Genomic DNA, 15,787 nt, shown 5'->3' with positions numbered 1-15,787 from the left:
TTGAAATTAAATTATTTTAATATAGATTTATTCTGTTAGGGTGAAAATAATTGAGAATGATCCTTCTAACTGAATTGAAATGCCTATAACACTTAATTGAGTATTATAATCTGCAAATTTTGCTCCAGCTTGAATTAACCCAAGATTATTAATTTTGTAATCAACATCTTTTTCATTCATTTGACCTTCATTTAAAGTGCTATCGACAGACAATATTATTTGATTTTGAATATTATTTGCCTTAATTGCACTCAATCCATTTGCTTCATTTGCATTTATTGCAATAGATTGAATTGAACGATCATTAATATTTTCTTGTGAATTTATTCTTATTGTAAAATTTCCTGTAGCTTTTGTACTAGTAGATAAACTATCAATAGTAATATGAATATTATCTAAACTAGCACCTTGTTTTATAGTGTCTAAATTATTTATTTTATAATCAACATTTTCATCTAGATTTAAACTAGTCATTTTATTATTTATGTTTGCTTGAATATCGCTTTTTATTTTTATTGCTTCTTGCTCTTTTATTGATTTCATATGTTCTACTTTTGCTAAATAATTAAGGCTTTGTTCATTTAAATTAATTTTTTGTGAATTATTTTTTTGTTGGCCTATAGTAAAATATAGTATTATTGGGATACTTAAACATCCAACTATTGTTATGATTAAAATCATTACTTTCATCGTATTTTTTTTCAGGTTGTTCGTCTCCTATATTTTATAAATATAATTTAAGTAAGGTAGTATTTGAACTAATTATAATATATTTAGTTTTAGAAATTATGTAAATAGATATTTAATAAAATTTGATTTTTTAATAAAAGTGAACGGAATTTAGTTTTAAATTATTCATCAATTTCATTTTTTATATTTTTAATGTTATTAGGTGTTTTTTCAATTGTTTTATAATTGTGAACTGTTTTATTGCTGAAATAACTAATAATAATCCCTAATGTGCAGATTATTATATTAACTATTAGAATAATCAACATTGATTTTTTCTCCTTATCAGTTATTTTAAATTTTCTTTCTGTATATAGTTATTTTGATTATTTTTCTACGTGCTTCAAGTCAATTTTTTATTTCTAAAATTTTTTTTGAAGCTGTAAATATTAAATTTAGTGAAGATGTAGCAGAATAGTCTAAAACTACATTATGACTAGGTATTTCAGAATTTAGATGACTTGGTCTTTCTAATACTCCAATAATCTTTGCTTTAGTAATTGTTTCAAATTCAAAAACAAAGAGATGTCAGTAAGTTTCATCATAGTCATCAAAGAAATACCAGTCATTATTAATAGTTACTTCTTTAAATTTAGTATATATTTTTGCTTCTAATTGATCTATCATTTTAGTAATTGATTCAATAAAAATATTAATATTATTTTGTAAAATTTTATGTTGTTCATCTAAATAGGATTTATCAACAGTAGTAATAATTTGTGCATTAATTTCATTAATAGCTTCTACAATAACTTTAGATGATGTTGCTAATGAAGTATCAATTTTACTTTGCTTATTATTTAATATAGGATCATTTGTAGTTTTATAATCTTGATAATCTTTTGATAAGAGATTAATACTATTATTTAGTAAGATATCGGTATTTGCACGCAATTTTGATTCATTATTTAATTGTTCTATTGTAGCATAGGCAACAAGATTAGAATTTTCTAGAGTATTGTGTTTTAAGGTTTTTATTTTTTTAGCTTTTTCTTTCATTTTTGCTCCTCTTTTAATTTGCTAGAAAAAGCAAATATCAAAAGTAAAAATTAGTATTAAGTTTATTTTTTGTCTTTGTTAGTTTTCTTTTATGAAATAGGAAATTTATATCAGATTCCGTGCGCACTTCTGCGATACCCATCTTTTCTTGCTGCTTGCGTGTAAGACGCAATGATTGAATTTTTTGCAATTTTGTATTTTTGATGATTTTTTTGATAACCATAAACTTTTAGTATTGCTTCTTCAATAGTTTCATAAACTCCAAGACAATGATCAGTTTTACTATCATATCTTGCAAAAAAATAATTTTTACTCTCTTTCATGTTTTTAAACCTCCAAAATTTATAAAAACTTAATATTTATTTCTCCTTTCTTATCAAGTTATTTTGAATTTAAAATTTAAGTGGTTTTTATCTACCAATTATTAAAGTCAACCCGTACTAAAAATAAGGCACTATTAGATATCTAATAGTGCTTTATTATTTACTTAGTTAGAAAGAGATTAAGAGGCTTGTTCTAACGCAATAATTCGTCCAATTGTTGAACTACCTATTTTAGTACTAATTTGAATTCCTGTGCTTGTTGCTATTAATTCAACAACATTTGCACTACCTAATAGAGTAAGGTTAAGTAGTTGAATGTATATAGAAGGAAATGTGTCACTATAAGTTTCAAGTGAGATATTAGTTCCAGTTCATGTAAATTCTTTGTAGATTTTACTTGTAGTGTCACTTGCACTTCAATTGTAAGCAATTCGATATTTTTTATTGGTTGTTAAATTGTAATTTCATGTTCTTGCATTTACACTTGTTCCAACAGCAGTTCAAATTTGAGCACTTGTTTTAATTTCATTGATGGCTCCAACAATAGTCTTATTTGTTGTGTTTAGAGCGTTATCAGTGATATTTTGTTTTAAAGCTAAAGCACTATTTGCAGTAGAAGTTTTCATATAGTTTGTTTGAATGTTATTTATATCATTAGTGTTAGTATTGATGCTTGTTGTTTGGTTATCAGAAATTATTTTTAATTCATTGATAGCTCCAACAACAGTTATATCTGAAGTTGTTAAATCAACATCATATTTATCTTGCTTGTTGTTTAAAGCGTTATTTGTAATATTTTGATATTGAAGAACACTTTCTTGGAAGCTTTCAAAGTCAATGTCGCTTACTTTAATAGTATTTAGTTCATTGATAGCACCAACAACAGTTTTATTAGATGTTGCTAATGAAGTATCGTTTTTGTCTTGTTTAGTATCTAGTTCGTTTCCTAGATCAGATCCTTTAACATAGTCTGTTTTGATTTGATTAATGTCATTAGTGTTTTGGCTAATGTTAGTAGTATTTTGGTTGATGTTTGTTGTTTGAGTGTCGTTGACTGATTTGATTTCGTTGATAGCTCCAACGACGGTTTTGTTGGTTGTGTTTAGTTCATTGTCAGTTTTGTCTTGTTTAGTATCTAGTTCGTTTCCTAGATCAGAACTTTTAACATAGTCTGTTTTGATTTGATTAATGTCATTAGTGTTTTGGGTAATGTTAGTAGTGTTTTGGTTGATGTTTGTTGTTTGAGTGTCGTTGACTGATTTGATTTCGTTGATGGCTCCAACGACGGTTTTGTTGGTTGTGTTTAGTTCATTGTCAGTTTTGTCTTGTTTAGTATCTAGTTCGTTTCCTAGATCAGAACTTTTAACATAGTCTGTTTTGATTTGATTAATGTCATTAGTGTTTTGGCTAATGTTAGTAGTATTTTGGTTGATGTTTGTTGTTTGAGTGTCGTTGACTGATTTGATTTCGTTGATGGCTCCAACGACGGTTTTGTCGGTCGTGTTTAGGCCATCATCAGTTTTGTCTTGTTTAGTATCTAGTTCGTTTCCTAGATCAGAACTTTTAACATAGTCTGTTTTGATTTGATTAATGTCATTAGTGTTTTGGGTAATGTTAGTAGTGTTTTGGTTGATGTTTGTTGTTTGAGTGTCGTTGACTGATTTGATTTCGTTGATGGCTCCAACGACGGTTTTGTTGGTTGTGTTTAGTTCATTGTCAGTTTTGTCTTGTTTAGTATCTAGTTCGTTTCCTAGATCAGAACTTTTAACATAGTCTGTTTTGATTTGATTAATGTCATTAGTGTTTTGGCTAATGTTAGTAGTATTTTGGTTGATGTTTGTTGTTTGAGTGTCGTTGACTGATTTGATTTCGTTGATGGCTCCAACGACGGTTTTGTCGGTCGTGTTTAGGCCATCATCAGTTTTGTTTTGTTTTATGTCTAGTTGGTTACCTAGATCAGAACCTTTAACATAGTCTGTTTTGATTTCAGTTATATCGGCAGTGTTTTGGTTGATGTTTGTTGTTTGAGTGTCGTTGACTGATTTGATTTCGTTGATAGCTCCAACGACGGTTTTGTCGGTCGTGTTTAGGCCATCATCAGTTTTGTCTTGTTTAGTATCTAGTTCGTTTCCTAGATCAGAACTTTTAACATAGTCTGTTTTGATTTCAGTTATATCGGCAGTGTTTTGGTTGATGTTTGTTGTTTGAGTGTCGTTGACTGATTTGATTTCGTTGATGGCTCCTACAACTGTTTTAATTGTTGTGTTTAGGCCATCATCAGTTTTGTTTTGTTTTATGTCTAGTTGGTTACCTAGATCAGATCCTTTAACATAGTCTGTTTTGATTTGATTAATGTCATTAGTGTTTTGGCTAATGTTAGTAGTATTTTGGTTGATGTTTGTTGTTTGAGTGTCGTTGACTGATTTGATTTCGTTGATAGCTCCAACGACGGTTTTGTTGGTTGTGTTTAGTTCATTGTCAGTTTTGTCTTGTTTAGTATCTAGTTCGTTTCCTAGATCAGAACTTTTAACATAGTCTGTTTTGATTTGATTAATGTCATTAGTGTTTTGGCTAATGTTAGTAGTATTTTGGTTGATGTTTGTTGTTTGAGTGTCGTTGACTGATTTGATTTCGTTGATGGCTCCAACGACGGTTTTGTCGGTCGTGTTTAGGCCATCATCAGTTTTGTTTTGTTTTATGTCTAGTTGGTTACCTAGATCAGAACCTTTAACATAGTCTGTTTTGATTTCAGTTATATCGGCAGTGTTTTGGTTGATGTTTGTTGTTTGAGTGTCGTTGACTGATTTGATTTCGTTGATGGCTCCAACGACGGTTTTGTCGGTCGTGTTTAGGCCATCATCAGTTTTGTCTTGTTTAGTATCTAGTTCGTTTCCTAGATCACTTGCTTTAATATAGTCTGATTTAATATTATTGATGTCACCAGTATTTTGATTGATGTTTGTTGTTTGAGTGTCGTTGACTGATTTTAATTCATTGATGGCTCCGACAACAGTTTTATTAGTTGTAATTAATGTATTATCATTTTTATTTTGTTTATTATTTAATGTAGCATTAGTCGTACTTTTAAAACTTTGATAGTCGTTTGATAAAAGATTAAGACTATTATTTATCAAACCATCATTGTTTGCACGGGTTCTTGCTTCATTATTTAAATCATCTATTGTTGCATAGACAACATAGGGTTCTATTTTTTCTTTCATTTTTTCTCCTTTTTTGAGAAAAAGCAATGGTTAAAAATAAAAAAGCAATATTAAGTTTATTTTTTATTTATTGTAGTTGGAAATTAATTGAAAATGTTCCTGTTAAATGTTTGCTAGATGTAATAGGTCTAACACTTATTTGAGTGCTGTAGTCACTAAATTTTGCTCCACTTACAATTAAGCTTAAATTAACAATTTCATAGTCTATGTTTAGGCGATTTGTTTGACCTTCATTTAGAGCATCATCAACACCAACTATAATATTACGTTGAATATTATCTGCAGTCATTGCTCCTAAGTTTTCTGATTCATCAGTAGGAACATTAATAGTTGAAATTGAACGATCACTCATATTTTCTCTAATATTTAAAGTTACTATTAAACTTCCTATAACTTTTGTGCTAGAGCTAACACTATTAACATTGACAGAAACATTGGTTAAGTTAACTCCACTTTTAATAGTATCTATATTGCTAACTGTGTAGTCAGTTTCTGCTTCTAGACCTAAGCTAGTCATTTTAGTACTTATTTTTGATTGAATATCACTTTTTATTGTATTTGCTTCTTGCTCTGTTATTGAAATGGCATGTTGAACATCTGCTAGAGAAGTAACATTTTGTTCTTGTAGATTAATTTTGGTTGTAGTACTAGTATCTTTTTGTCCAATAGTAAAGTATAAAATTATTGGGATGCTTATACAGGCAAGAATTGCTGAACTTAAAAGTGTTATTTTAAGTATTTTATTTTTATTCAAGATTAGTCTCCTACATCTTATATTTTTTATTTTCTTTAATTAAAGTACGATTATATGCTAATTATAATATAATTTAAATTTAAAAATTGGATAATAGATACTTAGAAATAAAGGTAAAATTAATATAATTTTATGTTTGATTTCTTTTATTGAAAACTACTTCTTTCTATATATAGTTATCTTGCTTATCTTTCTACGTGTTTCGAGTCAATTTTTAATTTCTAATGTTTTTTGTGAAGCTGTAAATATTAAATTTAATGAAGATGTAGCAGAATAATCTAAAACTACATTATGACTAGGTATTTCAGAGTTTAGATTACTGGGTCTTTCTAATACTCCAATAATTTTCTTTTTAGTAATTGTTTCAAATTCAAAAACAAAGAGATGTCAGTAAGTTTCATCATACTCATCAAAAAGATATTTATCGTCATTAACATTTGCTTCTTTAAATTTAGTATATATTTTTGTTTCGAATTGATTTATCATTTTAGTAATTGATTCGTCTATATAAGATTTATCAACAACACTTGCCATTTGTACACTAAGTTCATTGATATTATTTTTATTTTGTTCGATGCTTTCAGTTAGTTTAGATCCTTTAATATAGTCTTCTTTAATTTCATTAATGTCATCTCTATTTTCTTTAATTCCTGAAGTTAGTTCAGAGCCTTTAATGTAGTCGGAGTTGATTTCATTGATGGCTCCAACAATAGTTTTGTCTGTAGTATTTAGAGAGTTATCAGTTCTATCTTGTTTATTATTTAAGATTATAGTACTTGTTTTTTTATAGTTTTCATAATTTGTGGATAGACTATTAACAGTATTTATTATTACAGTATCATTATTTGCACGAGTTTTTATTTCTTTATTTAATTGATCTATTGTGGCATATGTATCATTAGCTTGTGTTAGATTTGATTTTTCTTGCATTTTTTATCTCCTTTTTAATTTTTATGAGTGATAAGTATTTAACAATAAAAATAGAATTGATAAAGTTTTGATTTTTAAGTTTTTGTTTGATAAAAGAGTGTGCGAACTTTTTTCAATAAAAATAGATTTTAATTTTTTTTATGAAATAGGAAATTTGTATCAAATTCCATGTGCACTTCTACGGTAGCCATCTTTTCTTGCTGCTTGCGTGTAGGACGCAATGATTGAATTTTTTGCAATTTTATATTTTTGATGATTTTTTTGATAACCATAAACTTTTAGTATCGCTTCTTCAATAGTTTCATAAACTCCAAGACAATAATCAGTTTTACTATCATATCTTGCAAAGAAATAGTTTTTGCTTGCTTTCATATTAAAACCTCCAAATTTTTATCAAAACTTAATTAATCTTTTTTCCTTTCTAACAGAGTTAATTTGAATTTAAAATTTAAGTGGTTTTTATCTACCAATTATTAAAGTCAACCCGTTGAAATAAAAAAAGAACGATGTTTATCGTTCTTTTTTTGAATATTTTTTAGTTTACTTTATTTATTGTAATTTGGAGCTTCTTTGACTAGTTCAACATCATGAGGATGTGATTCTTTTAAGCTAGCATTGGTAATTTTGACAAATTTTGTTTTATTTCTTAGATCTTCAATATTTTTGCTTCCGGTGTAACCCATACCACTTTTTAAGCCACCAATTAATTGAAAGACAACATCTTTTACTTTTCCTTTGAATGGTACTCTTGCTTCAATGCCTTCTGGTACAAGTTTGTTAGCTGATTTTTGGAAATAGCGATCGCTACTTCCTCTTTTCATTGCGGCAATAGAACCCATACCGACATATGTCTTATATTTCTTACCATTAGCAATGATTTCTTCTCCTGGTGATTCTTCTGTTCCAGCAAAGATGTTTCCAAGCATCACTGAGTGTGCTCCAGCAGCTATTGCTTTGACAATGTCACCAGAATATTTAATTCCACCATCAGCTATCAATGTTACATCCTTATCTTTTGCTCAATTGTAAACTTCATTAATAGCAGTGATTTGTGGAACACCAACTCCAGCAACAACACGGGTTGTGCAAATACTTCCTGGTCCAACTCCTACCTTAATACAATTAGCTCCAACTTCAGTTAATGCTTGCGCACCTTCTGCTGTACAAATATTTCCAGCAATGATGTCAATATCTTGATATTTTTGTCTAATTGCTTTAACAGTATCTAGAATACCTTTACTATGACCATGAGCTGAGTCAACAACTAAAGCGTCAACTTCAGCTTTAATTAAAGCATCAACTCTTGCCATAGTGTCTTCTGCAACCCCAACAGCAGCAGCAACTCTTAATCGTCCTCTTTGATCCTTACAAGCATTAGGATGATCAATAGCCTTATCAATATCTTTTGTTGTGATTAAGCCGGTTAGAGTGTTTGTATTATCAACAATTGGTAGTTTTTCAATCTTATTTTTTAACATGATTTGTTTTGCTTGATCAAGAGTTGTTTCTGGTGTTCCTGTGATTAAGTTTTCTTTTGTCATGATAGTATCAACTGTTTCAGAAAAGTTTTCAAAATATTTCAAATCACGATTAGTTACAATCCCAATTAACTTTTTATTTTCATCAACAATGGGTAGTCCAGAAATTTTATATGTTGCCATGATTTTATTTGCTTCACTTACGGTTGTTGAAGATTTTATAGTAATTGGATCTTTGATAAAACCTGATTCATTACGTTTAACTTTTTGTACTTCTAAAGCTTGTTCTTCAATTGTTAGGTTTTTATGAATTACTCCTATTCCTCCCGCACGTGCAATTTCAATTGCAAGAGCAGATTCAGTTACTGTATCCATTGCAGCAGATAAAATTGGAATATTTAATTCAATATTTTTTGTTAGTTTTGTTTTTAAGTTAACTTCATTTGGTAGGACATCAGAATAAGCAGGAACTAATAACACATCATCAAATGTGATTCCTTCATTTATTATTTTGCCATTTAAATTATTGTTTTCCATTTTTTTCCTCCTATTCTCATTCTATTGTTCCGGGTGGTTTAGAAGTAATATCATAAACTACACGGTTTACTTTTTTTACTTTATTAATTATTTCATTGACAACTTCTTCTAGAAATTCTCAAGGTAGATGAGTTGTTGTTGCTGTCATGAAGTCAATTGTGTTGACACATCTTAGAGCAACAACATAATCATATGTACGATTGTCCCCCATGACGCCAACAGTTTTGACTGGTAGTAAAGTAACAAATGCTTGTGATGTTTTATTGTACCAATCTTCTTTAATTAGTTTTTTGATGAAGATATCATCTACTTCTCTTAAGATATCACATTTTTCTTTTGTAACTTCACCAATAACTCTAATACCAAGTCCTGGTCCAGGAAAAGGATGACGATTAATCATGACATCAGGAATTCCTAGTTCTCTACCTACTTTTCTTACTTCATCTTTAAATAAGTTTCTTAAAGGTTCAAGTAGACTAAATTTTAAATCTTCAGGTAGTCCACCAACATTATGATGTGACTTAATTGTTTTTGAGTTATGTTCTTCTGATGAAGATTCAATCACATCAGGATAAATTGTTCCTTGTGCTAAAAATTTAGCGTTGTTCAATTCTTGCGCTTGTTTGTTGAAGACTTCAATAAAATTATGTCCAATGATTTTTCTTTTTTCTTCTGGATCAGTAATTCCTTTTAGAGCATTATAAAATTGTTCTTGTGCATCAATTAATTTGATATTGATATCAAATTCTTTTGCATAGATATTCATTACATTTTCAGCTTCATTTTTTCTTAATAAACCTGTATCAACAAAAATACATGTTAGTTGTTTGCCAATTGCTTTTGAAAGCAGGACAGCAGCAACACTAGAATCAACTCCACCAGATAGCCCTAAAATTACTTGTTCACTACCAACAGTTGTTTTAATCTCTTGAATTTTTTCTTTAATAAATTCTTGCATTGTTCAATCTTTGTTACAATTAGCAATTTTAAATAAAAAGTTTTCAATCATTTGGATACCATATTCTGATTGAGTAACCTCAGCATGAAATTGGATGCCATAGATATTTTTATTTAAATTTGCAATAGCAGCAACACTACTATCAGAATAAGCTAATTGTACAAATTCTTTTGGCATTTGAGTTAGATGGTCAGCATGGCTCATTCATACTTGGCAATCATTTTTCACATTTTCAAATAATTTATTTTCTTGTTTATCTAAATGTAAAATGGCTTTGCCAAACTCTTGACTATTAGCTAGTTCAACTTTGCCACCAAAAATTTCAGTAATTAATTGCATGCCATAGCAAACACCAAGAATTGGTAAGTTTAAATTAAAAATTTCTTGATCAATACTATAAGCATCATTAGCATAAACACTTGAAGGACCACCTGATAAAATAATCCCTTTTAGATTTTGATATTTTTTTAAATCGTTTGCGGTTGTGTTAAATGATACAACTTCAGCGTAAACATTCAATTCTCTTATTCTTCTTGCTAGTAATTGTGTGTATTGGCTTCCATAATCTAAAATAATTATTTGGGTATTCATTTAGTTCTCCTTGATATGTTAAAAGAAATTATAGTTAATATAAGTATAATTTAATTTTAAATATTTTACTCTTATCGTCACTTATTGTAAACATTTTAGCGATTTTTAAAAAAAGTATTTTAAAAAAGTATAATAGTCAATATAATTAAATTAGTAAGGATGAAATAGAGTTGAAGGGGTTTAATGATAGATTTTTTTGATATAAAACAAAATAGTGCTATTAAGACACGCGAAAGTGGTATTGAATTATTAAGAATTTTATCAATCTTTTTTGTTGTTGTCATTCATGAAATTCCTACTTTTTTGCCTTATGACAATTTATTTGTTCTTATGGGTCGAATTATTAGTTGACCAGCAATTTTTTCATTTGCCTTTATTACTGGATATTTTTTAATTCTTAGAAATAATGGTGGGAATAAAGTTAAGCGTTTTTTATGATTATCTTTAGAGATTGTTATTTGAAGAATATTGATTGCTTCAATTTATTTAATTGTTACTTCAATTGTTGAAGGTTACACGATTAATCAATTTTTTAACAATTTTTTTGGTGAAATTATTTTAGATTTATTTTCGATTAGATTTTGATATTTTTGAGGAATTATTTTTATTTATTTAGTCTTTCCATTTTTTGCTAGTTATTTAGAAAGTAATTATGAGACTGGTAAGAAGTTACTAAAATGAATTTTAATATTTTTCTTTTTAATTACTATTATGGCGACAATTGGTTCACTTTTAATTAAAGTACTGAGCTATAATTTTTCACTTTATGATGATGAATATACTTTTGGTGTGGTGTTATTTGCTGCTATTTTGGGTGGATATTGACACTTAATAGAAAAAGAAAAACGATTGCAATATAATTGAAAAACACAATTATTTGCTTTAGCAGGACTTATCATTGTTTATTTAATTAATTTTTCATTTGCATGATGATTAAATGATAGTGATTCAGCATTAACATACTTAAATACTTTATGATATTTAGCTGGAGGATTTTATTTTTTAATATTTAAAGGATTTAAATTTCATAGTAATTTTATTAATTGATGATCAGGTTTAAGTTGATGAATTTATGTGCTTCATAATGGTACATATTTGCCAAGAGGATGAGCTTTAGCAATAATGCGTACTACTAGTCTTGATCTTTATAGTTGTACAATTTTATCAATTTTACTTTGTTATTTTATTACTTTAGTTTTGGTGCTAGCAACACAAAATTTTGATCGTTTTGTTTTTAAGCCTTATATTTGATTAAGTTGAAAAACTTTTTGAGTAAAAATCTGAAAATATAATAAAAGTCCCAATAAAATTAAAAAATAATTTCAGTCAATAAATGGTTATTTAATTAAGAAAATATTGCAGATTTGTTAGATTAATGTTATTATTTACCAGTACTATTTTAATAGTGCCGTGTGGAAGATTTAATCGTTATTACCACAGTGAGAACTAAAAAGGAGAAGGTTGCTCATGGCTCAAGTTAAAGATCCAAATATTAACCGAATTGCTACAATTCAATTACCTGCTGGGTTAGCAAAACCTGGTGCTAGTTTAGCTTCTTTTGGGATTGATATGCCAAAGTTTTGTCGTGAATTTAATGACAAAACTAAAGATCAAAAAGATGAAACTAATCCAGTTCCAATTCCAGTTAAAATTATTGCTTTCAAAAACAAGGATTTTAAGTTCGAAATTAAAACTCCACCAACAACTTTTTTAATTAAAAAATTATTAAAATTAGAAAAAGGAAGTTCTAATGCTAAGTTAACAAAAGTTGGCAAAATAACTAAAGAACAAATTACTGAAATTGCTAAAATTAAAATGCCTGATTTAAATGCTTATGATTTAGAGGCTGCAATTAAAATTGTTGCAGGTACTGCTAAAAACATGGGTATTAATGTTGAAGAATAAGGTGAATTAAAATGATTAAAAAAAGTAAAAGATTTCAAGAATTAGCAAAATTAGTAGATAGAACAACAGTTTATTCTTTAGAACAAGCAATTAGTTTAGCAAAACAAACATCAACTTTAAAATTTGATGCAACAGTGGAAGCTGTTTTCCGTTTAAATCTTGACCCAAAAAAAGCAGAACAAATGCTTAGAGGATCAATTGTTTTACCAGAGGGAACAGGAAAAACTCAAAAGGTATTAGTACTTACAACTACAAAAGAAAAAGAAGCAATTGCTGCAGGAGCAGATCTTGTAGGAGATAAAGAAATGATTACTAAGATTCAAGGTGGTTTCCTTGACTTTGATATCATTGTTGCAACTCCAGAAATTATGTCAGAATTAGGTAAGATTGGTAAGATTTTAGGACCAAAAGGTTTAATGCCAACTGCTAAATTAGGAACAGTAACAACAGATGTTGCTAAGGCAATTAATGATATTCGTAAAGGTAAGATTGAATATCGTGTTGATAAAAATGGTAACATTCATGTTATTTTAGGAAAAGTTTCTTTTTCAGAAAATCAATTGAAAGCAAACTATCAAACAATTTTAAATACTTTAAGAAAAGCAAAACCTGCTACTGTTAAGGGTGCATATATTAAAAATATTAGTATCAGCACAACAATGGGACCAGGAATTAAAGTAACAATTGAAGACTAAAAAAATCACCATTTAGGTGATTTTTTTATTTATCAAAATTAATAAATTTAAGTTTATTGAAATTTTCTTTTCTTTTCAGAATGGTTTTTTGTATAATTTATATGTTATTAAGTTTGAGACAAGTTATTTAAAAGAAAGGAAGAGATCAATGCGTTTTTTAAAATGATTTAAGAAACAAAATTGAGGGATTAAAGTTGGCTACATTGCATTGGTAGTTAGTTTTGTTGCTTTAGTATTAGGACTAATTTTAATTGGCACAGCTAATTTTGTTCCAAAAGATTCTGCTGCAACAAGTCCTAATTTAATTGGAAATGGATTTGAGATGATGTATAAAAATGGTGTTTCGCCTTTTCTAACTAGTCAAGGGTATGCTGATTTTAAAAATTCCTTTTCAGCAGGTGCTGGTTTTGTTTCTGCACCTTTAATTCAATTAATATTTGGGATTGTTTTCTTAATAATTCTGCTGCCAACTTTTGGTGGTATTTGTATTTTGGCATTAGCATTTGGTTACTTTAAAAGATGATTATATACTTAAAAATTTGGTTAGTTGATGAAAGAGAACAATAAAGTTTCTTTATTAGATTGAAGATTTAAATTTGGAATTTTTCTTTTAGTTCTAACTTTTCTTTTAATAGTTATTGCCTTAATATTATTGCCAACAGCAAAATTTACTAATCGTTTTGATTCTTATCTAGGAAACGGGTTTTGAGCACTAAATCATTACAGTTTGAAAGATTTATTATTTAATTGAACTAGTCTTGATGACCAAGCAGTGGTAGATGCTTATTTGACTCATCCTTTTTCTCAAGTTTTTGTTGCTTTATTATTTCTTTTAGTCTTAGCACCAATCTTGATAATTTTAGGATTTGCCTTAGTTGTAAGATGATGAATTAAAACCAGAATTTAATAAAAAGATAATAAAAATTAATCAATTTTTTTGATTAGTTTTTATTTTAATGAAAATTTGAATAAAGAAATACAAAGAATTATATAATTAAGTTGATTTAGAAACAGAATGGAAAAAAGTATGAGTTTATTCAAAAAATCAAATGAGCAGATAAAGCTACAAAAAATAGAAGCTAAAAAAACTAAAAGTCTTGATGCAAAATTTAAAAGACAAAATATTTTTACTAATTATAATCCATGAAGTGCCATTTTTATTATGGTGACCCCAACTATTATCTCAATGGTGATTTTTTCAACTTATCAAATTTTTGATAAGTGGATTGCTACACAATGAGGTGGGGGAGATGTTATTGGCCGTTATCGAGATCTTATTGATATTCCTCCAAGTGAAGCTTTAAAAATAATCAATATTGCAACGACTTATGCTGCAGTTCCTGCTTCAATTGCTATTGCTTTTTCAGTGTTAGTTTCAATTGGAACTTCAGTTAAGTTTTCAATTGCTTATGGTAAGAACAATAGTGATAAAATGTCTAATTATGTTGGGAATGGTTTTGTAACTTCAGTTATCATTTCTGCATTTTTTACACTTGGAATGTATTTTCTTATTCCTTTAATTATTAATTTTCAATCTGGAGGTAGTGGTACTGCTGTTGATCCAATTATTAAGGATATCATCAACAAAGAAGCAATTAGATTTTCTCGAATTCTAGTTTTAGGTTCACCATTATTATTTATCAGTAACTTTTGATTGAATTTATTAAGAAGTGAGGGACGAGTAATTGCAAATATTGTCATCATTTTGATTTCTTGTTTGACTAATATTATGCTTGACTTTATTTTTGTTATCCCAGGTAACTTAGGAATGGCAGGAACAGCATATGCAACAATTATTTCTTGATTCTTAATTATTGTCATGGCACTCTTGCTAATTTATTATAGTGGTTCTAATTTACGATTTAAGTTTAATAACTTAAAGTTAAAAAAGGCATTAGTATTTGGAATTTTATTAATTGGAATTAGTGCTTTATTAGAAAGTGCTGCTCAAAGTATGTTAGCTATGTTCACAACAAAAATTCTTAATACTATTCCTGCACCAACTGACTATCCTAATGATTCTAATATTCCAATTTATGTTCAACTTTATGGTGGGATTATGCCTTGATTGATTTTAATTAATGCACCAATTATTGGTGTCAGTCAAGGAGCAAGAAGTTTGGTTGGTTATGTTTATGGAACAAAGAATTACTATCGTGTCTGACAAATCATTTGAAGATTAATTATTTTATTGTTAGTTCTTTTAACTATATCTTTACTATTAGTTATTACAGCAGGACAATATATGATGCATGCTTTTGGAGTTGATTTGGCAATGGCTAAGCATTTCAAGAGTTACATAATCATGCAATTTGCCTTTTATCCATTAGCAACTTTACATTTTATTGCTATCATCTTTTTTCAAGGAAGCAATCATGGCAGAGTTGCGTTATTTGCCAGCTTACAAAAAACAGTGATTATGCCAACATTATGTTTGGGATTAGGATACTTAATTGCTAATTCTACAAGTAATGGATTTTATTTCTATATGATGGTTGGGTTGATTGATTTATTTGCTGCTCTTGTGTTGCTACCGCTTCTGCTTTATACCTTTAGTAAAGTACGAAGGTTTATCAAAAAACCTGCAGAAGAAGAAATTTCAAATCCTGAAACTGAAAATCGTGAGGTTGAAGTTTTAAGAATCAAACAGAAATAAAAAATGCTTAG

The 15,787-nt window shown here is 28.4% G+C and carries 15 protein-coding genes; 6 read left to right on the top strand and 9 right to left on the bottom strand.

From position 1 onward, the window contains the following. Window positions 1-27: 27 nt before the first annotated feature. The 9 genes from SPLAT_RS03255 to guaA all read right to left on the bottom strand — a co-directional run bounded on the left by SPLAT_RS03255 (window position 28) and on the right by guaA (window position 10,520). Complete coding sequence (locus tag SPLAT_RS03255; protein ID WP_168104971.1) at window positions 28-681, bottom strand: hypothetical protein; 654 nt, start codon at window positions 679-681, stop codon at window positions 28-30. Between the two features lie 342 nt (window positions 682-1,023). Next, window positions 1,024-1,728: a hypothetical protein gene (locus tag SPLAT_RS03250; protein WP_168104970.1), complete on the bottom strand. Its 705-nt coding sequence runs from the start codon at window positions 1,726-1,728 to the stop codon at window positions 1,024-1,026. Between the two features lie 89 nt (window positions 1,729-1,817). Continuing rightward, window positions 1,818-2,051, bottom strand: a complete 234-nt coding sequence (locus SPLAT_RS03245; protein ID WP_168104969.1) for a hypothetical protein — start codon at window positions 2,049-2,051, stop codon at window positions 1,818-1,820. A 179-nt stretch (window positions 2,052-2,230) separates the two neighbouring features. Beyond that, entirely contained in the window at window positions 2,231-5,272 is a 3,042-nt protein-coding gene (locus SPLAT_RS03240; protein ID WP_235083221.1) for a hypothetical protein, read from the bottom strand. Window positions 5,273-5,339: 67 nt separating this feature from the next. Continuing rightward, on the bottom strand, window positions 5,340-6,026 hold the full coding sequence (locus SPLAT_RS03235) for a hypothetical protein (RefSeq protein ID WP_168104967.1): 687 nt from the start codon (window positions 6,024-6,026) through the stop codon (window positions 5,340-5,342). A 156-nt stretch (window positions 6,027-6,182) separates the two neighbouring features. After that, complete coding sequence (locus SPLAT_RS03230) at window positions 6,183-6,956, bottom strand: hypothetical protein (RefSeq protein ID WP_168104966.1); 774 nt, start codon at window positions 6,954-6,956, stop codon at window positions 6,183-6,185. Window positions 6,957-7,094: 138 nt separating this feature from the next. Continuing rightward, the gene (locus SPLAT_RS03225) at window positions 7,095-7,328 is read right to left on the bottom strand and encodes a hypothetical protein (protein ID WP_168104965.1); all 234 of its coding nucleotides are present in this window, start codon (window positions 7,326-7,328) and stop codon (window positions 7,095-7,097) included. A gap of 173 nt (window positions 7,329-7,501) precedes the next feature. Continuing rightward, on the bottom strand, window positions 7,502-8,971 hold the full coding sequence (gene guaB, locus SPLAT_RS03220; RefSeq protein WP_168104964.1) for an IMP dehydrogenase: 1,470 nt from the start codon (window positions 8,969-8,971) through the stop codon (window positions 7,502-7,504). Window positions 8,972-8,981: 10 nt separating this feature from the next. Next, window positions 8,982-10,520 (bottom strand): glutamine-hydrolyzing GMP synthase, encoded by a 1,539-nt coding sequence (gene guaA, locus SPLAT_RS03215; protein ID WP_168104963.1) that lies wholly within the window; start codon window positions 10,518-10,520, stop codon window positions 8,982-8,984. A 183-nt stretch (window positions 10,521-10,703) separates the two neighbouring features. Between guaA and SPLAT_RS03210 the strand changes: the two genes are divergently transcribed. The 6 genes from SPLAT_RS03210 (at window position 10,704) to SPLAT_RS03185 (ending at window position 15,776) form a co-directional block, all read left to right on the top strand. Then, the gene (locus tag SPLAT_RS03210) at window positions 10,704-11,840 is read left to right on the top strand and encodes an acyltransferase family protein (RefSeq protein ID WP_168104962.1); all 1,137 of its coding nucleotides are present in this window, start codon (window positions 10,704-10,706) and stop codon (window positions 11,838-11,840) included. Between the two features lie 147 nt (window positions 11,841-11,987). Further along, window positions 11,988-12,425 carry a 50S ribosomal protein L11 gene (rplK, locus tag SPLAT_RS03205; protein WP_168104961.1) on the top strand — a complete coding sequence of 146 codons (438 nt, stop codon included), beginning with the start codon at window positions 11,988-11,990 and terminating at the stop codon, window positions 12,423-12,425. 11 nt (window positions 12,426-12,436) lie between these two features. Next, window positions 12,437-13,120, top strand: a complete 684-nt coding sequence (rplA, locus tag SPLAT_RS03200) for a 50S ribosomal protein L1 (protein ID WP_168104960.1) — start codon at window positions 12,437-12,439, stop codon at window positions 13,118-13,120. Between the two features lie 148 nt (window positions 13,121-13,268). Then, window positions 13,269-13,655 (top strand): hypothetical protein, encoded by a 387-nt coding sequence (locus SPLAT_RS03195; RefSeq protein WP_168104959.1) that lies wholly within the window; start codon window positions 13,269-13,271, stop codon window positions 13,653-13,655. A gap of 15 nt (window positions 13,656-13,670) precedes the next feature. Next, window positions 13,671-14,027, top strand: a complete 357-nt coding sequence (locus SPLAT_RS03190; RefSeq protein ID WP_168104958.1) for a hypothetical protein — start codon at window positions 13,671-13,673, stop codon at window positions 14,025-14,027. 120 nt (window positions 14,028-14,147) lie between these two features. After that, window positions 14,148-15,776 carry an MATE family efflux transporter gene (locus SPLAT_RS03185; protein ID WP_168104957.1) on the top strand — a complete coding sequence of 543 codons (1,629 nt, stop codon included), beginning with the start codon at window positions 14,148-14,150 and terminating at the stop codon, window positions 15,774-15,776. Window positions 15,777-15,787 lie beyond the last annotated feature (11 nt).

Source organism: Spiroplasma platyhelix PALS-1 (assembly GCF_021496725.1).
GTDB lineage: Bacteria > Bacillota_I > Bacilli_A > Mycoplasmatales > VBWQ01 > Spiroplasma_D > Spiroplasma_D platyhelix.
Note: the sequence above shows the minus strand (reverse complement) of the source record. Positions and strands in the feature narration are given on the sequence as shown.